Source organism: Kitasatospora sp. NRRL B-11411, from assembly GCF_000721345.1.
Lineage (GTDB): Bacteria > Actinomycetota > Actinomycetes > Streptomycetales > Streptomycetaceae > Kitasatospora > Kitasatospora cineracea.
This window is the reverse complement of record NZ_JOGH01000107.1, coordinates 1-23,366: the sequence shown is the minus strand read 5'-3', so window position 1 is coordinate 23,366 and position 23,366 is coordinate 1. Positions and strand designations below refer to the sequence as shown.

The 23,366-nt window shown below is 74.5% G+C and carries 23 protein-coding genes and 1 other RNA gene; 15 read left to right on the top strand and 9 right to left on the bottom strand.

What is annotated here, in order from left to right; translation table 11 throughout:
* Positions 1-56: 56 nt before the first annotated feature.
* The 8 genes from ffs to IH44_RS0131680 all read left to right on the top strand — a co-directional run bounded on the left by ffs (position 57) and on the right by IH44_RS0131680 (position 7,851).
* An RNA gene (ffs, locus tag IH44_RS43755) (signal recognition particle sRNA small type) lies at positions 57-147 on the top strand.
* Between the two features lie 65 nt (positions 148-212).
* Positions 213-2,372 (top strand): DNA polymerase III subunit gamma and tau, encoded by a 2,160-nt coding sequence (locus tag IH44_RS0131710; RefSeq protein WP_030463238.1) that lies wholly within the window; start codon positions 213-215, stop codon positions 2,370-2,372.
* 187 nt (positions 2,373-2,559) lie between these two features.
* On the top strand, positions 2,560-2,877 hold the full coding sequence (locus tag IH44_RS0131705; protein WP_030463237.1) for a YbaB/EbfC family nucleoid-associated protein: 318 nt from the start codon (positions 2,560-2,562) through the stop codon (positions 2,875-2,877).
* A 280-nt stretch (positions 2,878-3,157) separates the two neighbouring features.
* Complete coding sequence (gene recR / locus IH44_RS0131700) at positions 3,158-3,757, top strand: recombination mediator RecR (RefSeq protein WP_030463236.1); 600 nt, start codon at positions 3,158-3,160, stop codon at positions 3,755-3,757.
* Entirely contained in the window at positions 3,750-4,424 is a 675-nt protein-coding gene (locus tag IH44_RS0131695; RefSeq protein ID WP_030463235.1) for a DUF5063 domain-containing protein, read from the top strand. The genes recR and IH44_RS0131695 overlap by 8 nt, the downstream gene beginning before the upstream one ends.
* A gap of 268 nt (positions 4,425-4,692) precedes the next feature.
* The gene (locus IH44_RS0131690; RefSeq protein WP_030463234.1) at positions 4,693-5,976 is read left to right on the top strand and encodes an aspartate kinase; all 1,284 of its coding nucleotides are present in this window, start codon (positions 4,693-4,695) and stop codon (positions 5,974-5,976) included.
* 269 nt (positions 5,977-6,245) lie between these two features.
* Entirely contained in the window at positions 6,246-6,773 is a 528-nt protein-coding gene (locus IH44_RS0131685) for a SigE family RNA polymerase sigma factor (RefSeq protein ID WP_081967245.1), read from the top strand.
* On the top strand, positions 6,766-7,851 hold the full coding sequence (locus IH44_RS0131680; RefSeq protein WP_030463232.1) for a hypothetical protein: 1,086 nt from the start codon (positions 6,766-6,768) through the stop codon (positions 7,849-7,851). The genes IH44_RS0131685 and IH44_RS0131680 overlap by 8 nt, the downstream gene beginning before the upstream one ends.
* A gap of 7 nt (positions 7,852-7,858) precedes the next feature.
* On the opposite strand, the gene IH44_RS0131675 is transcribed toward IH44_RS0131680, so the two are convergent.
* A complete protein-coding gene (locus tag IH44_RS0131675) occupies positions 7,859-8,617 on the bottom strand; it encodes an SDR family oxidoreductase (protein WP_030463231.1) in 759 nt (252 codons plus the stop codon).
* Between the two features lie 136 nt (positions 8,618-8,753).
* Here IH44_RS0131675 and IH44_RS0131670 point away from each other — a divergent pair, with 136 nt between their 5' ends.
* The gene (locus IH44_RS0131670; RefSeq protein WP_030463230.1) at positions 8,754-9,569 is read left to right on the top strand and encodes a helix-turn-helix transcriptional regulator; all 816 of its coding nucleotides are present in this window, start codon (positions 8,754-8,756) and stop codon (positions 9,567-9,569) included.
* A 23-nt stretch (positions 9,570-9,592) separates the two neighbouring features.
* Here the strand turns inward: IH44_RS0131670 and IH44_RS45760 are convergent, their stop codons facing one another.
* A complete protein-coding gene (locus tag IH44_RS45760; RefSeq protein ID WP_107066666.1) occupies positions 9,593-10,141 on the bottom strand; it encodes a hypothetical protein in 549 nt (182 codons plus the stop codon).
* A 152-nt stretch (positions 10,142-10,293) separates the two neighbouring features.
* Here IH44_RS45760 and IH44_RS0131660 point away from each other — a divergent pair, with 152 nt between their 5' ends.
* On the top strand, positions 10,294-12,117 hold the full coding sequence (locus tag IH44_RS0131660; RefSeq protein WP_030463228.1) for a prolyl oligopeptidase family serine peptidase: 1,824 nt from the start codon (positions 10,294-10,296) through the stop codon (positions 12,115-12,117).
* Between the two features lie 37 nt (positions 12,118-12,154).
* On the top strand, positions 12,155-12,862 hold the full coding sequence (locus IH44_RS47450; RefSeq protein ID WP_030463227.1) for a hypothetical protein: 708 nt from the start codon (positions 12,155-12,157) through the stop codon (positions 12,860-12,862).
* Positions 12,863-12,881: 19 nt separating this feature from the next.
* Here the strand turns inward: IH44_RS47450 and IH44_RS0131650 are convergent, their stop codons facing one another.
* Entirely contained in the window at positions 12,882-13,664 is a 783-nt protein-coding gene (locus IH44_RS0131650) for an SURF1 family protein (protein ID WP_030463226.1), read from the bottom strand.
* A gap of 105 nt (positions 13,665-13,769) precedes the next feature.
* On the opposite strand from IH44_RS0131650, the gene IH44_RS0131645 reads away from it, so the two are divergent.
* The 3 genes from IH44_RS0131645 to IH44_RS0131635 all read left to right on the top strand — a co-directional run bounded on the left by IH44_RS0131645 (position 13,770) and on the right by IH44_RS0131635 (position 15,976).
* A complete protein-coding gene (locus IH44_RS0131645; RefSeq protein WP_030463225.1) occupies positions 13,770-14,345 on the top strand; it encodes a helix-turn-helix domain-containing protein in 576 nt (191 codons plus the stop codon).
* A complete protein-coding gene (locus IH44_RS0131640) occupies positions 14,342-14,866 on the top strand; it encodes a GNAT family N-acetyltransferase (RefSeq protein WP_051817664.1) in 525 nt (174 codons plus the stop codon). Before IH44_RS0131645 ends, IH44_RS0131640 begins: the two co-directional genes overlap by 4 nt.
* Positions 14,867-15,046: 180 nt before the next feature.
* On the top strand, positions 15,047-15,976 hold the full coding sequence (locus tag IH44_RS0131635; protein ID WP_030463223.1) for a GlxA family transcriptional regulator: 930 nt from the start codon (positions 15,047-15,049) through the stop codon (positions 15,974-15,976).
* Positions 15,977-16,067: 91 nt separating this feature from the next.
* Here the strand turns inward: IH44_RS0131635 and IH44_RS0131630 are convergent, their stop codons facing one another.
* Both IH44_RS0131630 and IH44_RS0131625 read right to left on the bottom strand, forming a co-directional pair.
* Positions 16,068-17,267, bottom strand: coding sequence for an Ig-like domain-containing protein (locus IH44_RS0131630; protein WP_157852521.1), 1,200 nt, complete (start codon positions 17,265-17,267; stop codon positions 16,068-16,070).
* 123 nt (positions 17,268-17,390) lie between these two features.
* Entirely contained in the window at positions 17,391-17,762 is a 372-nt protein-coding gene (locus tag IH44_RS0131625) for a nuclear transport factor 2 family protein (RefSeq protein ID WP_030463221.1), read from the bottom strand.
* Positions 17,763-17,865: 103 nt separating this feature from the next.
* Here IH44_RS0131625 and IH44_RS0131620 point away from each other — a divergent pair, with 103 nt between their 5' ends.
* Positions 17,866-18,756, top strand: a complete 891-nt coding sequence (locus IH44_RS0131620) for a LysR family transcriptional regulator (RefSeq protein WP_030463220.1) — start codon at positions 17,866-17,868, stop codon at positions 18,754-18,756.
* 43 nt (positions 18,757-18,799) lie between these two features.
* Here IH44_RS0131620 and IH44_RS0131615 read toward each other — a convergent pair whose 3' ends face one another.
* The 4 genes from IH44_RS0131615 to IH44_RS0131600 are packed head-to-tail and all read right to left on the bottom strand — an operon-like array spanning position 18,800 to position 23,227.
* The gene (locus IH44_RS0131615; protein ID WP_030463219.1) at positions 18,800-19,918 is read right to left on the bottom strand and encodes an aminopeptidase P family protein; all 1,119 of its coding nucleotides are present in this window, start codon (positions 19,916-19,918) and stop codon (positions 18,800-18,802) included.
* A gap of 45 nt (positions 19,919-19,963) precedes the next feature.
* Positions 19,964-21,322, bottom strand: a complete 1,359-nt coding sequence (locus IH44_RS0131610) for a dipeptidase (protein ID WP_030463218.1) — start codon at positions 21,320-21,322, stop codon at positions 19,964-19,966.
* A 32-nt stretch (positions 21,323-21,354) separates the two neighbouring features.
* Positions 21,355-21,789, bottom strand: a complete 435-nt coding sequence (locus tag IH44_RS0131605; protein ID WP_030463217.1) for a hypothetical protein — start codon at positions 21,787-21,789, stop codon at positions 21,355-21,357.
* 43 nt (positions 21,790-21,832) lie between these two features.
* Complete coding sequence (locus tag IH44_RS0131600) at positions 21,833-23,227, bottom strand: APC family permease (protein ID WP_232795157.1); 1,395 nt, start codon at positions 23,225-23,227, stop codon at positions 21,833-21,835.
* Positions 23,228-23,366 lie beyond the last annotated feature (139 nt).

Here is a 23,366-nt window from a genome sequence, read left to right as displayed (position 1 = left end):
GGGGTGTTCGGGGGTGGGTGGGGGGAGTGGGGGCCGGGATCCGCTACTCTTGGGGCAGCCCCTCGTGTGGCGTCATCTCTCTGAACCCCCCCAGGGCCGGAAGGCAGCAAGGGTAGGAGGGCTCTGGCGGGTGCGCGAGGGGTCCTTGCGTTTGCGGGGTGTTGGTGGGTGGGCGGCCACGTTTGTCGGCCGGTCCCGATATCTTCGGGGGTGTGTCCCTAGCCCTGTACCGCCGCTACCGCCCCGAGACCTTCGCGGAGGTCATCGGGCAGGAGCACGTGACCGTCCCGCTCCAGCAGGCCCTGCGCAACAACCGGGTCAACCACGCGTACCTGTTCAGCGGGCCGCGCGGGTGTGGAAAGACGACGAGCGCCCGCATCCTGGCCCGCTGCCTGAACTGCGAGCAGGGCCCGACCCCCGATCCGTGCGGGGAGTGCCAGTCCTGCCGTGACCTGGCGACGGGCGGTCCGGGCTCGATCGACGTGATCGAGATCGACGCCGCCTCGCACGGTGGTGTGGACGACGCGCGCGAGCTGCGCGAGCGGGCGTTCTTCGCGCCGGTGCACAGCCGGTACAAGATCTTCATCCTGGACGAGGCGCACATGGTGACCTCGGCCGGCTTCAACGCGCTGCTGAAGGTGGTGGAGGAGCCGCCGGAGCACCTGAAGTTCATCTTCGCCACCACGGAGCCGGAGAAGGTGATCGGGACGATCCGGTCCCGCACCCACCACTACCCGTTCCGGCTGGTGCCGCCGGGCACGCTGCGCGACTACCTGGCGCAGGTCTGCGGCCGGGAGGAGATCCAGGTCGAGGACTCGGTGTTCCCGCTGGTGGTGCGGGCCGGCGCGGGTTCGGTGCGTGACTCGATGTCGGTGATGGACCAGTTGCTGGCGGGCGCCGGCGAGGCCGGTGTGACGTACCAGATGGCGACGGCGCTGCTGGGGTACACCGACGCGGCGCTGCTGGACGAGGTGGTGGACGCGTTCGCGGCGCAGGACGGCGCGACGGTGTTCCAGGTGGTCGACCGGGTGGTCGAGGGCGGGCACGACCCGCGGCGGTTCGTGACGGACCTGCTGGAGCGGCTGAGGGACCTGGTGATCCTGGCCACCGTGCCGGACGCGGGGGAGAAGAGCCTGATCGACGCTCCGGCCGACCGGATCGCGGTGATGCAGGCGCAGGCCGACCGCTTCGGCCCGGCCGAGCTGAGCCGCGCCGCGGACCTGGTGAACACCGGCCTGACCGAGATGCGCGGAAACGCCGCGCCCAGGCTGCAGTTGGAGCTGATCTGCGCCCGGGTGATGCTGCCCGGCGCGTACGGCGACGAGCTCTCGGTGCAGGCCCGGCTGGACAAGCTGGAGCGCCGGGCCGCCACGGGCGGTTTCGCCGCCCCGGTGGCGTTCCAGCCGGTGGCCGCCGCGCCCGAGCCCCCGGTGCAGCAGGCCCCCGCGCCGGTGCCCGCCCCTGCGCCGGTGCAGACCCCGGCCCAGACCCCGGCCCCGGTTCCAGCTCCGGCTCCGGCCGGTGCCACCCCGGGCGCCTGGCCGATCCCGCGCAGCTTCCCGACCGGCGAGCAGCCGCCCGCCGAGCCGTCCGCGCCGGAGGCCCCCGCGGCCCCCGTCCAGCAGATCCAACAAGTCCAGCAAGTCCAACAGGCCCCCGCGCAGTCGCAGCCGCAGTCGCAGCCGCAGCCGCCCGTCGGTGCGCAGCCCTCGGTGGCGGCGCAGCAGGGCGCCGGGCAGATCCGGCAGATGTGGCCGCAGATCCTGGAGGCGGTGAAGAACCGCCGCCGGTTCACCTGGATCCTGCTGAGCCAGAACGGCCAGGTGGCCGGGTTCGACGGCAGCACGCTGCAGGTGTCGTTCGTCAACGCGGGCGCCCGGGACAGCTTCGTCGGCAGTCACAGCGACGAGGTGCTGAAGCAGGCGCTGTCGGACGCACTGGGCGTGGACTGGCGGGTGGAGTGCATCGTCGACCCGTCCGGTGCGACGAACCCGCCGTCCGCCCAGTCCTCGGCCCCCCCGGCGCCCGCGGCCGGCGGTTGGGGCGCTCCGGCGGCCCCGCGCCCGGCCCCGCAGGCACCGGCGCCGCAGTACCAGCAGCCGGCCCCGGCGGCCCAGCCGGCGCCTGCCCCCGCCGCCGCCCCGGTCCCGCCGCCCGTTCCTTCCCCGCAGCCGCAACAACAACAGCAGCCGCAACAACAACAGCCGCAGCGGCCGCAGCCGGTGCAGGCCCCGCCCGCGGTGGCGCCGGAGGACGACGTCCCGGAGGAGGACGACCCGGACTTGAACGAGGACGTCTTCTCCGCCCAGGAGTTGATCGTCCGCGAGCTGGGCGCGACGGTGCTGGAGGAGATCCACCACCGTCCGAGCTGATCCCCGCCGCCCGTGCCCCCGCCCCCACCGCGGCGGGGGAGCGGGCGGAACTGACGTGGGGCCGACGGGCGGCCGCGTAGGCTCGGGGGCGAGGTGCCGGTGCGGGTGGTTTCGGCCGGGCGCGCGCCGGCGTGTGCAGTGTCGACGGATCGAGGAGAGTTCCGTGTTCCCTGGTGGGCAGCCGAACATGCAGCAGCTGTTGAAGCAGGCGCAGAAGATGCAGGAGGACCTCGCCCGGGCGCAGCAGGAGCTGGCCGAGGCGCGGGTGTCGGGTTCCGCGGGCGGTGGCCTGGTGGAGGCGACCACGACGGGCGCGGGCGAGCTGGTCGCGCTGACCATCTCCCCGGAGGCGGTCGACCCGGAGGACACCGAGACCCTGGCCGACCTGGTGGTGGCCGCGGTGCGCGACGCCGCCGCGGCGGCGCAGAAGCTGCAGGCCGAGCGGATGGGCCCGCTGACCCAGGGCCTGGGCGGCGGCGGTGGCATTCCCGGCCTGCCGTTCTGACCCCAGGCCGAACCCCGCGCCGTGCGCCCGGCCCCGCCCGGTCCGGCCCGCCCGTCCCGTCCCGTTCGAGCGACCAGCACCGGAGCACCGGAGGCACCGGGCACCCCGCACGCGCCGGGCACGCCGGGCACGCCGGGCGCACGGCGCGGAACCCCGGGTAACGGGCGATGTGATTTATGGCCAGTAGGGCGTCGGGCGGTGTGTCCGGCGCCCGATTCGTTGGATGATGGCACCGGAGACGGCACCGGGGCGCGAGCCCCGGTCGAAGGAAGGCGTGGCGGTGTACGAGGGCGTGGTGCAGGACCTGATCGACGAGCTGGGCAGGCTGCCCGGAGTCGGTCCGAAGAGCGCCCAGCGGATCGCCTTCCACATCCTGCAGGCCGATCCGGTGGACGTGCGCCGGCTGGCGCACGCGCTGCAGCAGGTGAAGGAGAAGGTCCGGTTCTGCGCGGTCTGCGGCAACGTCGCGGAGGCCGAGCACTGCCGGGTCTGCCTGGACCCGCGCCGGGACCTCGCGGTGATCTGCGTGGTGGAGGAGCCCAAGGACGTGGTGGCGATCGAGCGGACCCGCGAGTTCCGCGGCCGCTACCACGTGCTGGGCGGGGCGATCAGCCCGATCGAGGGGGTCGGCCCGGACGACCTGCGGATCCGCGAGCTGATGACCCGGCTCGCGGACGGCACGGTCACCGAGCTGATCCTGGCCACCGACCCCAACCTGGAGGGGGAGGCGACCGCGACCTACCTGGCCCGGCTGTGCAAGCCGATGGGCCTCAAGGTCACCCGGCTGGCGAGCGGACTGCCCGTCGGCGGGGACTTGGAGTACGCCGACGAGGTCACCCTCGGCCGGGCGTTCGAAGGGAGACGACTGCTCGATGTCTGACCGAACCGACACCACTGACCTGACGGACGGACTGCCGGGCCCGCTGGGCCGCACCGAGGCCCCGGACGACTTCGCGGTGCAGATCGCGGACTCGGTGGAGAGCTTCGTGCTGGCCGTCACCGAGGTCGCCAAGGGCGACGAACCGGGCAGCGCGATCTCGCTGCTGCTGCTGGAGGTCTCCCAGCTGCTGCTGGCGGGCGGCCGGCTGGGCGCGATCGAGGACGTGCTGCCGGACGACCGCTTCGAGCCGGACGCCGGCCCGGAGCCGGACGGGGTGGAGCTGCGCGAGCGGCTCGCCGAGCTGCTGGCGCCGATCGACGTCTACCACGAGGTCTTCGACCCGTACGGGCCGCCGGAGAAGCCCAGCGCGTTCCGGATCTCGGACGACCTGGCGGGGGTGGTCAGCGAGCTGCGGCACGGGCTGACGCACTACCGCGAGGGCCGGGTCTCGGAGGCGCTGTGGTGGTGGCAGTTCTCGTACCTGTCCAACTGGGGTTCGACCTGCTCGGCGGTGCTGCGCGCGCTGCAGTCGCTGATCGCGCACGTGCGGCTGGACTCGCCGCTGGGCGCGGTGCCGGACGGCGCGGACACCGACGACGACGGGCTGACGGACGAGCAGCTGGAGCAGCAGGCGGGCGACCTGATGGCGGCCGAGCTCGGGCTGTAGACGTACCCAGGGGCTCCGCGGAGCTGCCGGAGGGGTTCCCGCGCCGGGGTGTGACGCATCCGTCATCCGCGGCGCGGAGGCGAAGATTCCGGGTGGCGGGCGGGGCCCGGGCGGCGATTCTTCGGAGCGGGCGGCCGGGGCCCGCAGACCTGCCGGTCGGCGGTGACCAGAGTGCGATATTCGCATCTCACCATGTGGAAAGCGTCGGCCGGAGAACCCCTGCTCGTTAGACTGGCCGCGACCTACCACCCCGAGTCGAGGAGCCCCCGTGGGCCTTGTCGTGCAGAAGTACGGCGGCTCATCCGTCGCGGATGCCGAAGGCATCAAGCGCGTCGCCCGCCGCATCGTGGACACCAGGAAGGCCGGCCACGAGGTCGTCGTCGTGGTCTCCGCGATGGGTGACACCACGGACGAGCTCATCGAGCTGGCGGAACAGGTGACCCCTATTCCGTCCGGCCGCGAGTTCGACATGCTGCTGACCGCCGGAGAGCGCATCTCGATGGCGCTGCTGGCGATGGCGATCCGGACGCTGGGCTTCGACGCCCAGTCGTTCACCGGCAGCCAGGCCGGCGTGATCACCGACTCGACCCACAACAAGGCGCGCATCATCGATGTCACGCCGGGCCGCATCCGGGCCGCCCTGGACGAGGGCAACATCGCGATCGTGGCGGGCTTCCAGGGCGTGTCGCAGGTCTCGAAGGACATCACCACGCTGGGCCGCGGCGGCTCGGACACCACCGCGGTGGCCCTGGCGGCCGCGCTGGGCGCCGAGGTCTGCGAGATCTACACCGACGTGGACGGCGTGTTCACCGCCGACCCGCGGGTGGTCAAGAAGGCCCGCAAGATCGACTGGATCGCCTTCGAGGACATGCTGGAGCTGGCCTCGTCCGGCTCGAAGGTGCTGCTCGACCGCTGCGTGGAGTACGCGCGGCGCTACAACATCCCGATTCACGTACGATCGTCGTTCTCCGGTCTGCCGGGGACGATCGTCAGCGGCACCAACCCGAACCAGAAGCCCGAAGGGGGCGAGATGGAGCAGGCCATCATCTCCGGAGTCGCCCACGACACGTCGGAGGCCAAGGTCACCGTCGTCGGCGTGCCCGACAAGCCGGGCGAGGCGGCCCGGATCTTCCGCGCGATCGCGGATGCCGAGGTCAACATCGACATGGTCGTGCAGAACGTGTCGGCCGCGGCCACCGGCCTGACCGACATCTCCTTCACGCTGCCCACCAACGAGGGCCAGAAGGCGATCGACGCGCTGAACCGGGTCAAGGAGGGCATCGGCTACGAGTCGCTGCGCTTCGACGACGCGATCGGCAAGATCTCGCTGGTCGGCGCCGGCATGCGCTCCAACCCGGGCGTCACCGCGACGTTCTTCGAGGCGCTCTCCGAGGCGGGCGTGAACATCGAGCTGATCTCCACCTCGGAGATCCGGATCTCGGTGGTCACCCGCGCCGAGGACGTGCCGGAGGCGGTCCGGGCCGTGCACACCGCGTTCGGCCTGGACAGCGACAGCGACGAGGCGGTCGTCTACGGCGGCACCGGCCGCTGAGGCGGCGCGGCCCGTCCGGGTCCGCCGGATACCCACACCGCAACGGTTGTGTGCGGGACGGGTGAAGCGGACCCGGCCCGTCCGCCGGGTCTGCCAGAATCCCCCTTCGGAGCCAGTGCGCTCGGGAGGGGGATTCCCCTTCTCGCAAGAATGCCCCCGGGCCGGGGCAACCAGGACAGGGGATCGTGTGTCCAACCATCGTGATGAACGTGACCGGGGCGGCGGTGGCGGTCGCCCTGCCCGGGGCGGCCCGGCGGGGCGGTAGTCGGATGGGCTTTGCTGCGGCGGCAGCGGACGCGACCGGGGCCAGCGTCGACCAGCTCACCGACACCTACCGGGCCCACTACCGATCCCTGTTGCGGCTGGCCGCGCTGCTGCTCGACGACCTCTCCTCCTGCGAGGACGTCGTGCAGGAGGCGTTCATCCGGGTGCACGCCGCCCGGCGCCGGGTCCGCGACCCCGAGAAGACGCTCGCCTACCTGCGGCAGACCGTGGTCAACCTGTCCCGGTCGACCCTGCGCCGCCGCCTGCTCGGCCTCCGACTGCTGCCCAAGCCCATGCCTGACATGGCCAGTGCAGAAGAGGGGGCTTACGATGCGCTGGAGCGCGACGAACTCAAGGCCGCGCTACGGGGGTTGCAACGCCGTCAGCGGGAGGTACTGGTGCTGCGCTACTACGCGGACCTGACGGAGGCTCAGGTCGCGGAGGTGCTCGGCATTTCCATCGGCTCGGTGAAGGCGTACGGGTCGCGCGGGCTCGCCGCCCTGCGGGTGCGGATGGAGCACGCCGATGACTGAGGGCAGGCCCCCCCGCCCGGACGACGCGCTCACCGAGGACCGGCTCCGCGAACGGCTGCACCGCGCCGTCGCCACCGTCGAACCCGGACCCGGCGCGCTGCCCCGGCTGCGCGCCGCCGTGCCGCGCCGCCGCGCCGTGCGCCGGCGGGCCCTGGGCGGGGCCGTGGTGCTGGCCGCCGCCATCGCCGCGCTGCCCGTGGTGGACGTCACCCAGCCGTTCAGCCTCTCCGGCGACTCCACCGGCGGACAGGCCGCGCCCGGCCCCGGCAGCAGCCCCGCCAAGACGCCCGGCCCCCACCCCGGCCACCCGCACACCGCCGCCGCCCTGCCCACCGCCGGACCGACCGGCACCGGCCCCGAGACGCTCCCCAACCCGTCCGCCGACCCGGACCCCGCCGCCCCGTCCGCCGCCGTCCCGCCCTGCGCCCGCACCGACCTCGGCCGGGCCGACGTCCAGCAGGCCGCCGCCGACCCGGCCGACGGCAAGGTGTACGGCTGGTTCCGGCTGACCAACACCGGCCCCCGCCCCTGCCGGGTCCCCGGCCCCGGGGCGCTCGCACTGGGTGGCGGGGCGGCCGGCGTCCGCCTGCTCGCGCACACCGCCGGCGACCCGGCTGGCTCGCTGTCCGACCCGGCGGCGCTGCCCGCCGCCGTCCTGCTCGACGCGGGCGGCTCGTACCTGGTGCGCTTCGCCTGGGTGCCGGCGGGCTGCGCCACCGCCTCCGGCACACCCACCGGCCCGGCCGGGCCGCCGCCGGCCACCCCGGCGGCCAGCGGCGCCGCGGCGCCCGCCGGCACCGGCGCCGACCCCGTGGCCGCCGCCGGTCCGACCCCCGGACCGACCCGGGCCGCGGTCGGGACCGACCCGTCCCCGACCGCCGCCCCGACCGGCGGCGCGACCGCCACCCCCCCGCCGGCCGCCGCCTTCACGCTCGGCTACACCCCCGACCCGGCCGCCTCCGCGGACCCGCCGGTCGGCACCACCCTGCCGGTCGGCTGCGGCGGCACGGTCTACTGGACCGGCCCGGAGCCCGCGCCCGCCCCGGCCCAGGGCGCCTCCCCGAGCGCCACCCCGTAGACGGCGCTCAGGCCTGCCGGGTCGGCAGCACCACCAGCTGGCGCAGGTTCACGTGCCGGGGGCGGCTGGTCGCGTAGGCGACCAGGTCGGCGACGTCCGCGGCGGCCAGCGGGCCGATCGCGTCGAACATCGCGCCGAGCTGCCCGTCCGGGCCGAGCGCCGGGTTGTCGATGTGGCTGCCCAACTCGGTGTCGGTCAGGCCGGGTTCGATGTTGGTGACCCGCACGTCGCGCGGGCCGTACTCGCTGCGCAGCGCGGCCGACAGCTGGGTCAGCGCGGCCTTGGTGGCGCCGTACACCGCGTAGTTGGGGAAGACCACGTGCGCGCCGATCGAGGAGACGTCGACCAGGTCGGCGGTGCCGCCGGCCGCCGCGGCGGCGACCAGGTCGGGGCCGAAGGCGCGGATGATCCGCAGCGCGCCGGTCAGGTTGGTGTCGATCATGCGGGACCACTCGTCGATCCGGCCGTCGTCGACCGGGTTGGGCAGCATCACGCCGGCCGCGTTGACCAGCAGGTCGACCCGGCCGAAGGTCTCGTGGACCAGCTCGGCCGCCGCGTCCACCGAGGCCTGGTCGGTGACGTCGGCGGCCACCGCGAGCGCGTTCGGGCCGAGTTCGGCGGCCAGCGCGGCGAGCCGGTCGGCCCGGCGGGCCAGCAGCGCGACCCGGGCGCCGTCCGCGACCAGCTGCCGGGCGACCGCCTCGCCCATGCCGCTGGCGGCTCCGGTGACGACCGCGGTCCGACCGTTCAGTGCGGGGTAGCCCATGGGAATCGCTCTCCTCGTCCGTTCCTGCGTCCTGCTGACGGGACGAGTCTGGCCGCGGGCGGCGGCGCCACCCAGGGCCGTGGTTTTCCTGGGTCCGCGAGAACCACCTTCGCGGCGGCCGACGTATCGTCTGGGCATGAGCGAACTGGGGGAGTTCCTGCGGCAGCGCCGGGCCCGGATCCAGCCGTCCGACGTGGGCCTGCCGGAGCTGGGGCGCCGACGCCGGGTGCCGGGGCTGCGCCGCGAGGAGGTGGCGCAGCTGGCCGGGGTGAGCGTCGACTACTACGTGCGGCTCGAACAGGGCCGGGGCGACGGCGTCTCCGCGGAGGTGCTGGACGCGGTGGCCCGGGTGCTGCGGCTGGACGCCACCGAGCGCGGCCACCTGCACACCCTGGCCCGCCCGCCGCGCGGCACCCACCGGCGCACGCCCCGGCAGCTCCGGCCGGGGCTGCGGCTGGTGCTGGACGCGCTGGCGACCCCGGCGTTCGTGCTCGGCCGCTGCATGGACGTACTGGCCTGGAACGCCCCGGCGGACGCGGTGATCGGGTTCTCCGCGCTGCCGCCGGGCGAGCGCAACATGGCCCGGCACGCCTTCCTCACCGAGGCCGGCGGCCGGCTGTACCCGGAGTTCGAGCGGGTCGCCGCCGAGACCGTCGCCCACCTGCGGCTGGACGCGGCCCGGCACCCCGACGACCCCGAGCTGGCCGCGCTGCTGGCCGAACTGGCCGCCGGGAGCCCGCTGTTCGCCGAGCTGTGGGCCCGGCACGGCGTCCGGGAGAAGGCGTCCGGGCGCAAGCTGCTGCTGCACCCGCGGGCCGGGGAGCTGGACTTCGGGTACGAGACGCTGGCCCCGCCCGGCGAGCCGGGGCTGCTGCTGGTCGTCTACACCGTCGAGCCGGGTTCGGTGACCGCCGGGCGGCTGGCGGGGCTCACCGCCGCCGCGGCGCGCTGAGCCGGGGAGCGGCGGGTCCGGGCTCAGATCCCGAGGGAGAGCGCGCGGGCCCCGGCCCGTTCCAGCAGCGCGTGCACCTCGGCCTGGCGGCGGCCCGGGCGGTCGTTCCACACGTCGGGGGAGGGCACCGGGCGGCCGGTGGCGTGCAGCACCTCCATCACCTGGGCGCGGGCCCGGCGCACCGTGTGCGCGGTGCCGTAGCCGTGCGCCAGGACGGCGGTCTGCGCGCCCAGCAGGCAGACCCGGCCCCGGGCGTCCCACAGCGCGCCCTGCGTCCAGCCCGCCTCGGCGAGGTAGCGGGAGGTCAGCCGCAGGTGCCCGGCGACGGTGACCTCGGCCGGGCGGGCCGGGCGGCGGGCCAGCCGGTCCAGCAGCGAGCGGCCGGGCAGCGGGTGGCCGTGGTTCCAGGGCTGCCGGACGCTGCCGTGCGGGGCGGCCGGCGGTGCGGGCGGGAGGACGGGCCCGGGGGCGGGCAGTCCGGCCAGGTACTGCTCGATCTCCTCGACCAGGCCCAGCTCCCGGGCGAGGTCGTGGGCGTCGAGCCGGTCGAACGGGGGCGCGGGGACGGTCACGGCGAGACTCCTCCGGTCGATATGTCCGTGTTTGTCACGGTACCGTTGATAGTCCGTCAGGAACCGCACCGCACCAGCTCCGTGTCCGAACCGATCCCGTCCGCTCCGCCGACCCGTTCCGATCACCCCCCGGCATCGGGTTGGATGAGTGCATGAACGAGCAGACGAACGTCGTTCCGGCGTGGGAGCAGCGGTTCCGGGCGGCGCGGGTCTCCCTGCCCGACTGGGCGGACGAGGCACCCGACCGGGCGCTGTACGTGTCCAACGCGACCGGCACCTACGAGGTGTACGCGTGGGACCGCTCCACCGACGAGCACCGCCGGGTCACCGACCGCCCCAACGGCACCACCGACGCCGAACTCGCCCCCGACGGCCAGTGGATCTGGTGGTTCGACGACACCGACGGCGACGAGTTCGGCGTCTGGCGCCGCCAGCCCTTCGCCGGCGGCCCCGACCAGGAGGCCGTCCCGGGCGTGCCCGCCGCCTACTCGGCGGGCCTGGCGCTCGGCCGCGACGGCACCGTGGTGGTCGGCACCTCCACCGACGACGAGGGCACCACCCTGTACCTGCGCCGCCCCGGCGCCGACGGGCCCGAGGTGGTCTACCGGCACGCCGAGTACGGCGGCGTCGGCGACCTCTCGCACGACAGCACCCTGCTGGCCGTCGACCACACCGAGCACGGCGACGCGATGCACTCGGCGATCCGGGTGCTGCGCCTGGCCGACGGCGCCACCGTCGCCGAACTCGACGAGGTCACCGGCCGCACCGAGCCGCGCGGCGTCGCCTGCCTGGGCTTCGCGCCCGCCCCCGGCGACACCCGGCTGCTGGTCGCCCACCAGCGCAGCGGCCGCTGGGAGCCGATGCTGTGGGACGTCGCGGCCGACACCGAGACCGAGCTGAAGCTCCGCGACGAGCAGGGCCGCCCGTTCCCCGGCGACCTGTCCGCGCAGTGGCGGCCGGACGCCCGCTCGCTGCTGATCGAGCACGAGTACGAGGCCCGCTCCGAGTTGTTCTCCTACGACCTGGACACCGCCGAGCTGACCCGGCTGGACACTCCGCGCGGCACCGTCGCCGGGGCCACCGCCCGCCCCGACGGCACGGTGGAGTTCCTGTGGTCCTCGGCCGCCGAGCCGTCCGCGGTGCGCTCCACCTCCGGCGCGGTGGTGCTGCGCGCCCCCGGCGCCGTCCCGCCCGGCTCGGCGCCGGTCGAGGACGTCTGGGTGGACGGCCCCGGAGGCCGGGTGCACGCCCTGGTGCAGCGCCCGGCGGGCGACGGCCCGCACCCCACGGTGTTCGAGGTGCACGGCGGCCCGACCCACCACGACAGCGACTCCTTCGCGGCCGGGCCCGCCGCCTGGCTCGACCACGGCTTCGCCGTCGTCCGGGTCAACTACCGCGGCTCCACCGGCTACGGGCAGGCCTGGACCGACGCCCTCACCGAGCGCGTCGGCCTGATCGAGCTGGAGGACATCGGCGCCGTCCGCGACTGGGCGGTGGCCTCCGGCCTGGCCGACCCGGACCGGCTGGTGCTCTCCGGCGGCTCCTGGGGCGGCTACCTCACCCTGCTCGGCCTCGGCACCCAGCCCGACCACTGGACGCTCGGCCTGGCCGCCGTCCCGGTCGCCGACTACCTCACCGCGTACGCCGACGAGATGGAGGCGCTCAAGTCGCTGGACCGGACGCTGTTCGGCGGCACGCCCGAGGAGGTCCCGGAACGCTGGCACGCCTCCTCCCCGCTCACCCACGTCGAGCGGGTCAAGGCCCCGGTGTACATCAGCGCCGGCGTCAACGACCCGCGCTGCCCGATCCGGCAGATCGACAACTACGTCCGCAGGCTGGAGGAGCTCGGCAAGGTCCACGAGGTGTACCGCTACGATGCCGGGCACGGTTCGCTGGTCGTCGACGAGCGGATCAAGCAGCTCAGGCTGGAGATCGACTTCGTCCGGCGCCACCTGGCGCCCGGCACCGTCCGGTGACCTGCGGGCCGATCGACGCCGACAAGGGGGACGACTGATGGGTGGACGCGCCGCGCTGGCCGTCGTCGCGGCCGGCGCCGTGCTGCTGACCGCGGCCGGCTGCTCCTCGGGCAGCGGGGACCACGGCTGCGTCCGGGCCGCCGGTGCCGTCGCCGCCGACACCGGCCTCACCCTCGCGGGCGCGGTGTCGGCCGGGAACGGCAGCGGCAACGTCGTGCTGGCCAAGAGCGGCGGCAGCAGCGTCGTGCTGGCCAAGAGCGGCAGCGGCAGCAGCGGCGGCGGCCGCAGCTCGAAGGGCGGCTCCGGCAGCCGGGGTTCGAAGGGCTCCAAGAGCTCCGGCAGCAAGGGCTCCGGCTCCAGCGGCTCCGGCAGCAAGGGCTCGGGCTCCAGCGGCTCCGGCATCACGCACTACGGCGGAGGCGGCACCACGGTGGTGCACCACTACCACCACCGCACCGCGGGCTCCACCCGCACCGACGACTACGTCGACGACTGCGGCAACCCGTCGCCCGCGCCCGGCGTCGTGGGCGGCGACTTCCACGAGGGCTGCGCCACCCCCGGCGCGCTGCCCGCGTCGAGCCCGGCCACCGGCACGCCGGCACCGGCGCCGACCGGCACCGGGGCGAGCGCCGCGGCCCCGCCGGTGCCGTGCGGCAGCCCGAGCGTTTCCGCGCCGGGCGCCCTGCCGTCGAAGTCGCCCTCCCCGCTGCGGACGCCGACCCCGTCGCCGTCGAAGTCCGGCTGAGCGGGCAACCGGCAGCGGGTCAGTCCAGGACCGGGTCCAGCCCGAGGGCCCGGTCCTGGGCGGCCTCCGCCTCGCGGCGCACCAGCCGGAACCACATGAACACCACGAACCCGGCGAAGACGAACCACTCCAGGGTGTAGCCCAGGTTCTGGAACGCCCGCAGGCTCAGCCCGTCCCCGCCCTCCGGCTGCACCGTGGGCACCGCCGTCAGTCCGGACGGGACGTCGTCGGCCGCGACCCAGCCGTCGTACACGGGGTACGGCAGCACGTTCACCAGCGTCGCCGGACTGATCGTGCCCAGCTGCCCGGCGGGCAGTCCGCCTGCCACCGCACCGCCGCTGCCGCTGTTCTCCGGGGCCTGCAGCCGGCCGGTCACGCTGACCTGCCCGGCCGGCACGTCCGGCGCCGCCCCGGGCGCGCCCGCCGCCCAGCCGCGCACCACGGCCACCGCCCGGCCGCCGTCGGTGAGCAGCGGCGTCAGCACGTAGTAGCCCTGCTTGCCGTCCACCGTCCGGCTCGGCACCAGCAGTTGGTGCGCGCCGTCGTACGCACCAGTGACGCGCACCGTCCGGCCGACGGTGTCGGTGCCGACCTTCGCCGCGCCGCCCGGCAGCACCGCCGCCAGCGGCTGCACGTCGGCCTGCGCGGACGCGGCCGCGGCCCGCCCGTTCTCCTGGTGGGTCGAGACCCGGGACTCGAAGCGGTCCAGCTGCCAGGTGCCCAGCATCAGGCAGACCACGATCGCCGCCACCGCGACGACCGTGCCGACGAGCCACCGCGGGCTGAGCAGGAACCGGTACACCCCACCACGGTAACCATTCCTGACATCCCCGATGAGCGCGGGTCGCCGGCTCCCCGCCGCCGACCCCGTTCCCCGATCTCTCCATTTCGGGATACTGTCCCTGATGTGAGAAACGACGACCTCCCGGGCGAGGAGGACCACCGCCTGGCCGCCCGCCTCGCCGCCCTGCGCGCCGACCGCGGCTGGTCACTGGACGAACTCGCCCGCCGCAGCGGCATCAGCCGCTCCACGCTGTCCCGGCTGGAACGCGCCGAACTCAGCCCGACGGCCGCTCAGCTCGGCCGGCTCTGCTCCGCCCACGGCCGCACCGTCTCCCGGCTGCTGGCCGAGGTCGAGGCCGAACCGCCCGGCCTGCTGCGCGCCGCCGACCAGCCGCGCTGGCACGACCCGGCCACCGGCTTCGCCCGCCGCTCCGTCTCGCCCCCGCACCCCGGGCTGCGCGCCGAACTGGTCGAGGGCACCCTCCCGCCCGGCGCGGCCATCCGCTACGACGCCCCGCCCGTCCCCGGCCTGGAACAGCACCTGTGGGTGCTGGACGGCGAACTGCACCTGGAACTCGACGGCACCGTGCACCACCTCGCCGCGGGCGACTGCCTCCGCTACCGCCTGCACGGCACCTCCGGCTTCCACTGCCCCGGCCCCCACCCCGCCCGCTACCTGATCGCCCTGGTGCTGCCATGACCCCGCCCCCGCTGCTGCTCACCCCCGAGGGCCTGGACGCCCGCCGCGACACCCTCGCCGACCTGCTGCTGGACGCGGTCGCCGACGGCGCCTCGGTCGGCTTCCTGGCCGGCACCATCCACGCCGAGGCCGCCGCCTGGTGGGACACCCTCCGTCCCTCCGTCGCCGACGGCACCCGCCTGCTCTGGACCGCCGAGGACCCCGCCGGCCGAGCCCTGGGCACCGTCTCCCTGCTCCGCGAACAGAAGCCGAACGGCCGCCACCGCGCCGAGATCGCCAAACTCCTGGTCCACCGCACCGCCCGCGGCGCGGGCCTCGGCCGCCACCTGCTGACCCACGCCGAACAGGCCGCCCGCACCGCCGGCGCCACCCTCCTCCTGCTCGACACCCAGACCGGCAGCCCCGCCGAACACCTCTACCGCACCGCCCACTGGACCCCCTTCGGCACCGTCCCCGCCCACGCCGCCACCCCGGACGGCACCCTCGCCGACACCACCTACTACTACAAACACCTCGCCTGACCCCCTTGCCGGCCCGGCCAACCCCCCACTGCCCGACGGCCCCCGCCCCGGATCCCCTGACTCCCTTGCCCGCAGGGCCTCCTCACCCCACCCCGGCCCTTCCCCACCGCCCCACCTGATGGCAGAAAAAGTGGGGTCCGTGTCCTTGCTGCCACCACCCCCGCCCGCCAGGCTGGGGGCATGCCGACCCGCAGTGTGCTGATGGTCCTGTTCGACGGGGTGCAGAGCCTCGACGTCAGCGGCCCGCTGGAGGTGTTCCACGCGGGCGGCTACGCCGTCACCACCGCCTCGCCGGGCGGCCGCCCGGTGCGCACCAGCAGCGGTCTCACCCTGCTGCCCGACACCGATCTCGACCTGGCCGCCCCCGCGCACACCCTGCTGGTGCCGGGCGGTGCCGGTACCCGGGGAGTGGTCGATCCCGGGCTGCTGGTCCGGATCGCCGCCCTCGCGGCCGAGGCGCGGCGGGTCGTCTCGGTCTGCACCGGCACCTTCCTGCTGGCCGCGGCCGGCCTGCTGGCGGGCCGCCGGGTCACCACGCACTGGCGGCACTGCGCGACACTGGCCGCCCAGTACCCCGAGCTGACCGTCGACCCGGAGCCGATCTACGTCCGGGACGGGCGGTTCCTGTCCTCGGCGGGCGTCACCGCCGGCATCGACCTGGCACTGCACCTGGTCGAGGAGGACCTCGGCCGGGACGCCGCGCTGGCGATCGCCCGCGAGCTGGTGGTGTTCCTGCGCCGTCCGGGCGGCCAGGCCCAGTTCTCCGCGCAGCTGTCGGCGCAGCTCGCCGAGCGGGACCCGGTGCGCGAGGTGCAGCGCTGGATCACCGAGCACCCCGAGGACGACCTGTCGGTGGAGTCGCTGGCCCGCCGCGCCGCGCTGTCGCCGCGCCAGTTCGCCCGGGTCTTCACCGCGGACGTCGGCGTCACCCCGGGCCGCTACGTGGCCGGGGCCCGGCTGGAGGCGGCCCGCCGCCGACTGGAGGACACCCGGGACGGCGTCGAGCAGATCGCCCGGGCCTGCGGCTACGGCTCGGCCGAGGCGATGCGCCGGGCCTTCGCCCGCACCCTGGCCACCACCCCGGCCGACTACCGCCGCCGCACCCGCTGAGGCCCGCCGCCGCGGACCGCGCTCACCGCCGCGTCCGAGCCGCGCTCACCGCCGCGACCGGAGCGTGGCCATCATCGCGTCCGGCCCGCGGTCACCACTGCGACCAGGGCACGGTCCAGCCGCTGAGGCCGTTGGAGGGGGCGAGCGGCTCCTGCTTGACCGAGTTCCGGACGATCACCACGTCGCCGATCTTCGAGGCGGCGTAGACCTTCCCGGCGGTCGAGTCCTCGTCGCCCTGCGGGGTGTCGACCATGCCGATGCAGCCGTGGCTGATGTTCGCCCGCCCGACCGACCCGGCGGCCTGCGGGTTGCCGTGCAGGTAGGTGCCGGAGGAGGTCAGGCGCATCGCGTGCGGTTCCATCGCCTCGTAGCCGGGGCCCTTGAGGTTGGTCTGGCCCTCGGAGGTCATCTTCTCCATCCGGCTCTTGGCCGAGATGGTCATGGTGCCGTTCCAGGAGGGGTTGTCGTTGGTGCCCGCGACGATCGGGATGGTCTGGTCGGGCTTGCCGTCCTCCTTGACCACCATCTGGTGGGTGCGGGCGTCGACCTCGCTGATCCGGGAGCGGGCGATGGTGAAGTGCTCGTCGCGCTGGGTCGCGCCGTACACGCCGGGCGCCAGTTCCACGCTCTTGGTGCGCAGGTGGACCTGCACGGTGGTGCCGGGCTTCCAGTACTCGGCGGGGCGCAGGTCGAGCCGGGTGTCGTTCTCGAACCAGTGCCCCTTGACCTGGGTGCCGTCCGAGGCTTCGACGACGACGGCCCGCTCGGCCGCCTCCTTGTTCTTGACCTTCACGCCGAAGTTCACCGAGATGATCATGCCGACGCCGAAGCTGTCGCCGGTCACCACGTTGTCCTCGACCTTGGCGGTCCGCTTGGGGACGAGGGTGGTGAAGGTGCTGGTGGCGGTGGTGGCCACGCCGTCGGCGTCGGCGGCCTTGGCGTTCACCCGGTAGGTCGCGCCGACCGCGAGGCCGCCCGTGGCCGGGACCCAGCTGAGGCTGTCGGCGGCGATGGCGCCCTCGACCGGCCTGCCGTCCTGGTCGGTGACGGTCACCTCGGTCAGCTTGCCGGTCGCCACCGAGACCTTGACCGCGCCCGGGGCCACGTCCTGCGCGCCGTCCCCGGGCTCGATCGACAGCACGGCCGCGGACGCCTTGGGCGCCGCCGGGCTGCTCTCCCCGCCCCGGGCCGGCCCGCCGGCGCCCGCGCCGCCCCCGGTGCCGCCGCCCCCGCACGCGGCCAGCAGCAGCACCCCGCCCAGTACCCCGCCCACCATCGAAATCCGTCGCACGACGGCCCCCTCCGTTCGATCTTTCCGGAAGAGGTACACGCACGAAGGGGCGGCCGGGTTTCGGCCCCGGGCCCGGAGAAGTGTCACGATTCCGCACGGCCGCGGCGCGGTGTCCGGACGGGGTCAGCCCGCCCCGCCCGGGCGCTGGAACTCCGGCTGGTCCAGCAGCCGCAGCCAGCTGCCGTCGGGCTGCTGCCGCACCACCTGGGCGCGGGCCCCGGCGCCGTCCTTCGGCGGGGTGGCGGTCAGCGCGATGCCGTCCGCGGCCAGCGTGGGCAGCGGCGGTTCGGGCGTGAACTGCGGCCGGTGGGCCAGTACTTGCTCCCACAGCTGCTGGATCGCGGCCCGGCCGACGGTGAACTGCCCCGGCGGGTAGGCCATCACGGCGTGCTCCTCGTACAGCGCGGCGACCCCGGCGGCGTCGCCCGCGTTGGAGCGCTCCACGAACAGCCGGGTCAGGTCCTCGGGCCGCATCGCCTTCTCGTACTCGCCCATCATCGGCTCCTTCGCTCGTCGTCCTGCCCTGTGTCCTCCACCCTCCTCCCGCCCCGGCCAGAAGTCCAACAGCTGGTTGTGCTCCCTACTAGAATCAGTACTCATGGAACTGAGGCAGCTGGAGTACTTCGTCGCGGTCGCCGAGGAGCGCAACTTCACCCGGGCCGCCGAGCGGGTGCACATCAGCCAGTCCGGGGTGAGCGCCCAGGTCCGGCAGCTGGAACGGGAGTTGGGCGCCGAGCTGTTCGACCGCTCGGCCCGCGCCGTGACCCTCACCGTCGCCGGGAAGGCCGCCCTGGAGCACGCCCGGCAGGCCCTGGCCGCCGCCCGCGCGGTCGAGCAGGCGGTCGGCGAGGTCACCGGCCTGGTCCGCGGCAGCCTGCGGCTGGGCATGGTCGCGGGCTGCACCCTCACCCCGCTCTTCGACGGCCTGGCCGCCTTCCACCGGGCCCACCCGGGCGTCGAACTCGCCCTGCTGGAGGACGACTCCGATCACCTCACCGAGGCCGTCCGCACCGGCGCCCTCGACCTCGCCCTGATCGGCCGCCCCGCCCCCGCCCCCGAGGGCCTGGACGCGCACGTGGTGGTCGGCGAGCCACTGGTCGCCGCCGTCCCGCCCGGCCACCCGCTGCTGGACGTCCCCGCCCCCGCCCTCGCCGACCTGCTCGCCCACCCGCTGATCTGCATGCCCCGCGGCACCGGCCTGCGCGCCGTCCTGGACCGCGACTGCGCCGCCCGCGGCCTCACCCCGCGCATCGCCCTGGAGGCCGGCGCCGCCGCCGCGATCGCCGACCTGGCCGCCCGCGGCCTCGGCGTGGCCGTGCTCAGCCGCTCGATGGCCGCGGCCTTCCCGGCCCTCACCCCAGTCCCGGTCGCCGACCTGACCACCCCGGCCCTGCTCGCCCTGGTCAACCGCCCGTCCCCACCCTCGGCCCTGGCCGCCCTGCTCTCCGCCCTGCGCCGGGCCTTCCACCTCCCGGCACCGCCGGCATGACGAAGGGCCGCCACCGGGCGGCCCTTCCCCGTTTCCCCGCCCCCTAGTTCACGAACGCCAGCTCGTGCGGCGTCCCGTTGAACCGCAGCCCGCCGTCCTCGGTGACGGTCACGATGTCCTCGATCCGGACGCCGAACCTCCCCGGCAGGTAGATCCCCGGCTCGATCGAGAAGCACATCCCGGGCACCAGCGGCTGGGTCTCGCCCTCGACCATGTACGGCGGCTCGTGCGTGGTGAGCCCGATGCCGTGGCCGACCCGGTGGATGAAGTACTCGCCGTACCCGCCGTCGGTGATCACCTTGCGGGCCACCCGGTCGATGTCCTGGCAGGTCACCCCGGGCGCGACGGCGTCGAACGCGGCCTGCTGGGCGCGCCGCACCAGGTCGTGCACGGCCAGCACCTCCTGCGGCGGCTCGGTGCCGACGAACACGGTCCGGGTGGTGTCGGAGCCGTAGCCGTCCTTCAGCCCGCCGAAGTCCAGCACCACGGTGTCGCCCTGCCGGATCAGCCGGTCCCCGGCCTCGTGGTGCGGGTTCGCCCCGTTCGGCCCCGAGCCGACCACGGTGAAGTCGACCTGGCTGTGCCCGTGCTTGATCAGCAGCGCGGCCAGGTCGGCGGCCACCTGGTTCTCGGTCCGCCCGACGAAGGGCATCCCCAGGATCTCCCCGTACGCCAGGTCCGCCGCCGCCCCGGCCGCGGCCAGCCGCTCCAGCTCGTCGTGGTCCTTCACCGCCCGCAGCATCGGCAGCACCGCCGTCAGCGCCGCGTACGAGCTGCCCGGCAGCGCCTGCTGCAGCCCGAGCAGGTGCATCGCCCAGGCGTTGTCGGAGATCCCGTACCGGCCGCCGCCGTCCAGGTTCGGCGCGAGCGCCGCGTACGGGTCGCTGCCGTCCGTCCAGTCGGCCATCCGGACGGCCTCCGCGCCCGGCGCCTGCTCGGCGTCCGGGCGCTCCAACTTCGGTACCAGCAGCACCGGTTCGGCCCCCGCCGCGATCACCAGGGCGGTCAGCCGCTCGGTCGTCGCGGTGGGCTGGTAGCCCGTCAGGTAGGCCAGGTCGGGGCCGGGGGTGACGACCAGTCCGGCCAGGCCGGCGTCCGCGGCGGCGGTCGCGGCGCGGGCCATCCGGGCCTGGAAGTCGGCGGTGGTGAACGGCGCGGGCATGGGCTCCCTCTCGAATCAGCGGCGGGCAGTGTCGGTCAGCGGCCGTCAGCGGTGGTGGGCGGCCGCGTAGTGGCGCAGGAACAGCGCCTCCACGGTGGCCATGTGCTCGATCTCGGACGGGTCCACGCTCTCGTTGGGCGCGTGGATCAGGCAGCGCGGCTCCTCCACGCCCATCAGGATGATCTCCGACTCCGGGTACTGCGCCGCCAGCACGTTGCACAGCGGGATCGACCCGCCCTGCCCGAGGAAGGACAGCGGCTTCCCGTAGACCTCCTGCGCGGCCGCGTCCAGCGCCGCGTACGCCGGGCCGTCGGTGGCGGCCCGGAACGGCGAGCCCTTCGACTCCGGCTCCACCGTGACCTGCGCGCCCCACGGCGCCGCGGCCACCAGGTGCGCGGTCAGCGCGTCCTGCGCGGTGCCCGGGTCCATGCCGGGCGGCACCCGCAGGCTGACCCGGGCCCGGGCGGTGCCGGGGATCGCCGCCGCCGAGCCGACCACCGGCGCGCAGTCGATGCCCAGCACCGTCACCGCCGGGCGCGCCCACAGCCGGTCCGCGACCGTCCCCGACCCGGTCAGGCCGACGCCCTCCAGCACGCCCGCGTCCGCCCGGAACTGCTGCTCGTCGTACCCGACGCCCTCCCAGGTGCCCTCGTTGTCCAGCCCGTCGATCCGGGTCCCGCCCTCGGCGTCGCGCAGCGAGTCGAGGATCCGGACCAGCGCGGCCAGCGCGTCCGGGGCGGGGCCGCCGAACATCCCGGAGTGCATGTCCGACTCCAGCGTCCGCACCGTCACCACGACGTTCGCCAGGCCGCGCAGCGAGGTGGTCGCGGTCGGCACCCCGACCGCCGCGTTGCCGGTGTCGCAGACCAGCAGCACGTCCGCGTGCAGGTCCTCGGGGTGCTGCGGGACGTACGCCTCCAGGCCGCCGGTGCCCTGCTCCTCCGAGCCCTCCGCGACCAGCTTGATCCCCACCGGCAGGTCGTCGCCGAGCGCCCGCAACGCGGTGAGGTGCATGACGATGTTGCCCTTGCAGTCCGCGGCGCCGCGCCCGTACCAGCGCCCGTCCCGCTCGGTCAGCTCGAACGGGGGCGTGGTCCAGGCGGCGTCGTCCAGCGGCGGCTGCACGTCGTAGTGGCAGTACAGCAGCACGGTCGGCGCGCCGGGCGGCGGCGGGCGGTGCCCGAGGACGGCGTGGCTGCCGTCCGGGGTCTCGGCCAGCCGGACGTCCCGCAGGCCCGCGCCGGTGAACGCGGCGGCCACCCACTCGGCGGCCTGCCGGCACTTCTCCGGCGGCTGCTGCCGCGGGTCGGCGACCGAGGGGATGGCGACCAGCTCGGCCAGGTCCCGCTCGGCCTGCGGCATCAACGCCGCGACGCGGGCGGCGAGTTCGGTGTCGGTGCTCATGGGCGCTCCTCGGCGGTGATCATCGTTGTCCGTCAACTCCTGACCGTGTCATCGGTCTTGATGTCCTTGATCCTGTCCTGGTAGTCGTCCAGCTGGTCCGGGCAGTAGACGCTGAGCACCAGCGCCTCCGCCTGCACCGTCCGGGCGGCGACGATGACCGGCCGCTGCCCGGGCCCGGCGGCCCCGTTCGACATCTGCACCCGCTGCAGCCCGGTCCTCAGCGCGCTCGCCGGGTCCGCGCACACCGGCCCGCCGTCCGTCCCCAGCGTCCGGGCCACCTGGCCCCGGTCCGGCGTCGGGTAGCCGTCCGCCTGGAGCTTGGAGATCAGCTCGTCCGCCTTCCGGTACGACTCGTTGGTGGCGTGCTGCTGGGTGAACGTCAGCAGGCCGACCACCACCATGGCGACCAGCACCACGACCGCCCCGACGTAGATCCACCTGTGCTCGGAGGCCATCCGGGTGCTCATGCGCAGCTCCCGGTGGTCCGTCCGCTCCTGCTGGTCCGCTCGCTCACGCCGTCTCCTCCTCGATGGCCGCGGCCGCCGCGGGGTCGCGCCACTCGGGTTTGCTGGCCTTCAGGAAACCGAACGGGATGACCACGCCGAGCAGCAGCAGACCGCCGCCGACGATCCCGATGTACGCCCAGACGCTGCCGTTGCCGAACTGCGAGGACGGCACGAACCCGATCACCATCGCCGCCGCCGACGCCAGCAGGCCCACCACGCACAGCACCCCCAGCGCCGGGGCGCGGTAGCCGCGCGGATGGTCCGGCTGGAGCTTCCGCAGCCGCATCGCGGCCACGAACATCAGCAGGTAGACGATCAGGTACACCTGCGTGGTGATCACCGAGAAGATCCAGTACACGCTGGAGACGTTCGGGATCAGCGCGTACATCAGCGCGATCGCCGTGGTCACCACGCCCTGTGCGACCAGGATGTTCTGCTGCACCCCGTGGCTGTTCAGCTTCTGCAGCGACGGCGGCAGGTAGCCCTCCTGCCGGGAGATCATCAGCAGGCCCTTCGACGGGCCGGCCAGCCAGGTCAGCATGCCGCCCAGCGAGGCCGCGACCAGGCCCACCGCGATCAGCGGCGTCAGCCAGCCGATGTGGAAGTACTGGAAGAACGCGTCGAACGCCTGCATCACGCCCGCCGTCAGCGACAGCTGGTCGGCCGGCACCACCCAGCTGATCGCCAGCGCCGGCAGGATGAAGATCAGCAGCACCATGCCGACCGCCAGGAACATCGAGCGTGGGAACTCCTTGCCCGGGTTCTTCAGCGAGGAGACGTGCACCGCGTTCATCTCCATGCCCGAGTAGCTCAGGAAGTTGTTGACGATCAGCACCAGGCTCGCCAGGCCCGTCCAGGCCGGCAGCAGGTGGTCCGCCGTCATCGGCGCCGCCGAGTCGTTGCCCTGCCCCAGGAACACGAAGCCCAGCACCACCAGCAGCGCGCCCGGGACCAGCGTCCCGATGATCAGCCCCCAGGACGCCAGGCCCGCCACCGCGTTCGTCCCGCGCGAGGACACCCACACGCCCGTCCAGTACAGCACCATGATCACGATCGCCGTGTACAGGCCGTTGCTGGCCAGGCTCGGATCCACCACGTACGCGATCGTGCTCGCCACGTACGCCAGCAGGCTCGGGTAGTAGAAGATCGTCATGGCGAACTGGCACCACACCGCCAGGAACCCCAGCGGCTTCGACAGCCCCTGGGCCACCCAGTTGTACACACCCCCCTCCCAGCCCGACGCCAGCTCCGCCGAGACCAGCGCCGTCGGCAGCAGGAACACGATCGCCGGCACCACGTACAGGAACACGCACGCCAGCCCGTACACCGCCATCGTCGGCGACGACCGCAGGCTGGCCACCGAACTGGTCGTCATCAGCGCCAGCGTCACCCAGGTCATCCTGGGCGCCGCCACCGCCTTCACCCTCCCCGCCGCCGACGCCACCGCCGCCGACGCCCCCTCCGGACCCGGCACCTCCGCCGTGCTCATCCACCACCACCTCCCGACAGCCCCGCCCACCGGAGCCCACCCCCCACCC

Coding starts and splice junctions, on each gene's coding strand:
- IH44_RS0131660 (WP_030463228.1), top strand. CDS start 10,294: ATGAACGAGCAGACGAACGTCGTTCCGGCGTGGGAGCAGCGGTTCCGG.
- IH44_RS0131620 (WP_030463220.1), top strand. CDS start 17,866: ATGGAACTGAGGCAGCTGGAGTACTTCGTCGCGGTCGCCGAGGAGCGC.
- IH44_RS0131640 (WP_051817664.1), top strand. CDS start 14,342: ATGACCCCGCCCCCGCTGCTGCTCACCCCCGAGGGCCTGGACGCCCGC.
- IH44_RS0131625 (WP_030463221.1), bottom strand. CDS start 17,762: ATGGGCGAGTACGAGAAGGCGATGCGGCCCGAGGACCTGACCCGGCTG.
- IH44_RS0131680 (WP_030463232.1), top strand. CDS start 6,766: ATGACTGAGGGCAGGCCCCCCCGCCCGGACGACGCGCTCACCGAGGAC.
- IH44_RS47450 (WP_030463227.1), top strand. CDS start 12,155: ATGGGTGGACGCGCCGCGCTGGCCGTCGTCGCGGCCGGCGCCGTGCTG.
- IH44_RS0131695 (WP_030463235.1), top strand. CDS start 3,750: ATGTCTGACCGAACCGACACCACTGACCTGACGGACGGACTGCCGGGC.
- IH44_RS0131675 (WP_030463231.1), bottom strand. CDS start 8,617: ATGGGCTACCCCGCACTGAACGGTCGGACCGCGGTCGTCACCGGAGCC.
- IH44_RS0131615 (WP_030463219.1), bottom strand. CDS start 19,918: ATGCCCGCGCCGTTCACCACCGCCGACTTCCAGGCCCGGATGGCCCGC.
- IH44_RS0131600 (WP_232795157.1), bottom strand. CDS start 23,227: ATGACCTGGGTGACGCTGGCGCTGATGACGACCAGTTCGGTGGCCAGC.
- IH44_RS0131685 (WP_081967245.1), top strand. CDS start 6,246: ATGGGCTTTGCTGCGGCGGCAGCGGACGCGACCGGGGCCAGCGTCGAC.
- IH44_RS0131670 (WP_030463230.1), top strand. CDS start 8,754: ATGAGCGAACTGGGGGAGTTCCTGCGGCAGCGCCGGGCCCGGATCCAG.
- IH44_RS0131635 (WP_030463223.1), top strand. CDS start 15,047: ATGCCGACCCGCAGTGTGCTGATGGTCCTGTTCGACGGGGTGCAGAGC.
- IH44_RS0131705 (WP_030463237.1), top strand. CDS start 2,560: ATGCAGCAGCTGTTGAAGCAGGCGCAGAAGATGCAGGAGGACCTCGCC.
- IH44_RS0131605 (WP_030463217.1), bottom strand. CDS start 21,789: ATGAGCACCCGGATGGCCTCCGAGCACAGGTGGATCTACGTCGGGGCG.
- IH44_RS0131610 (WP_030463218.1), bottom strand. CDS start 21,322: ATGAGCACCGACACCGAACTCGCCGCCCGCGTCGCGGCGTTGATGCCG.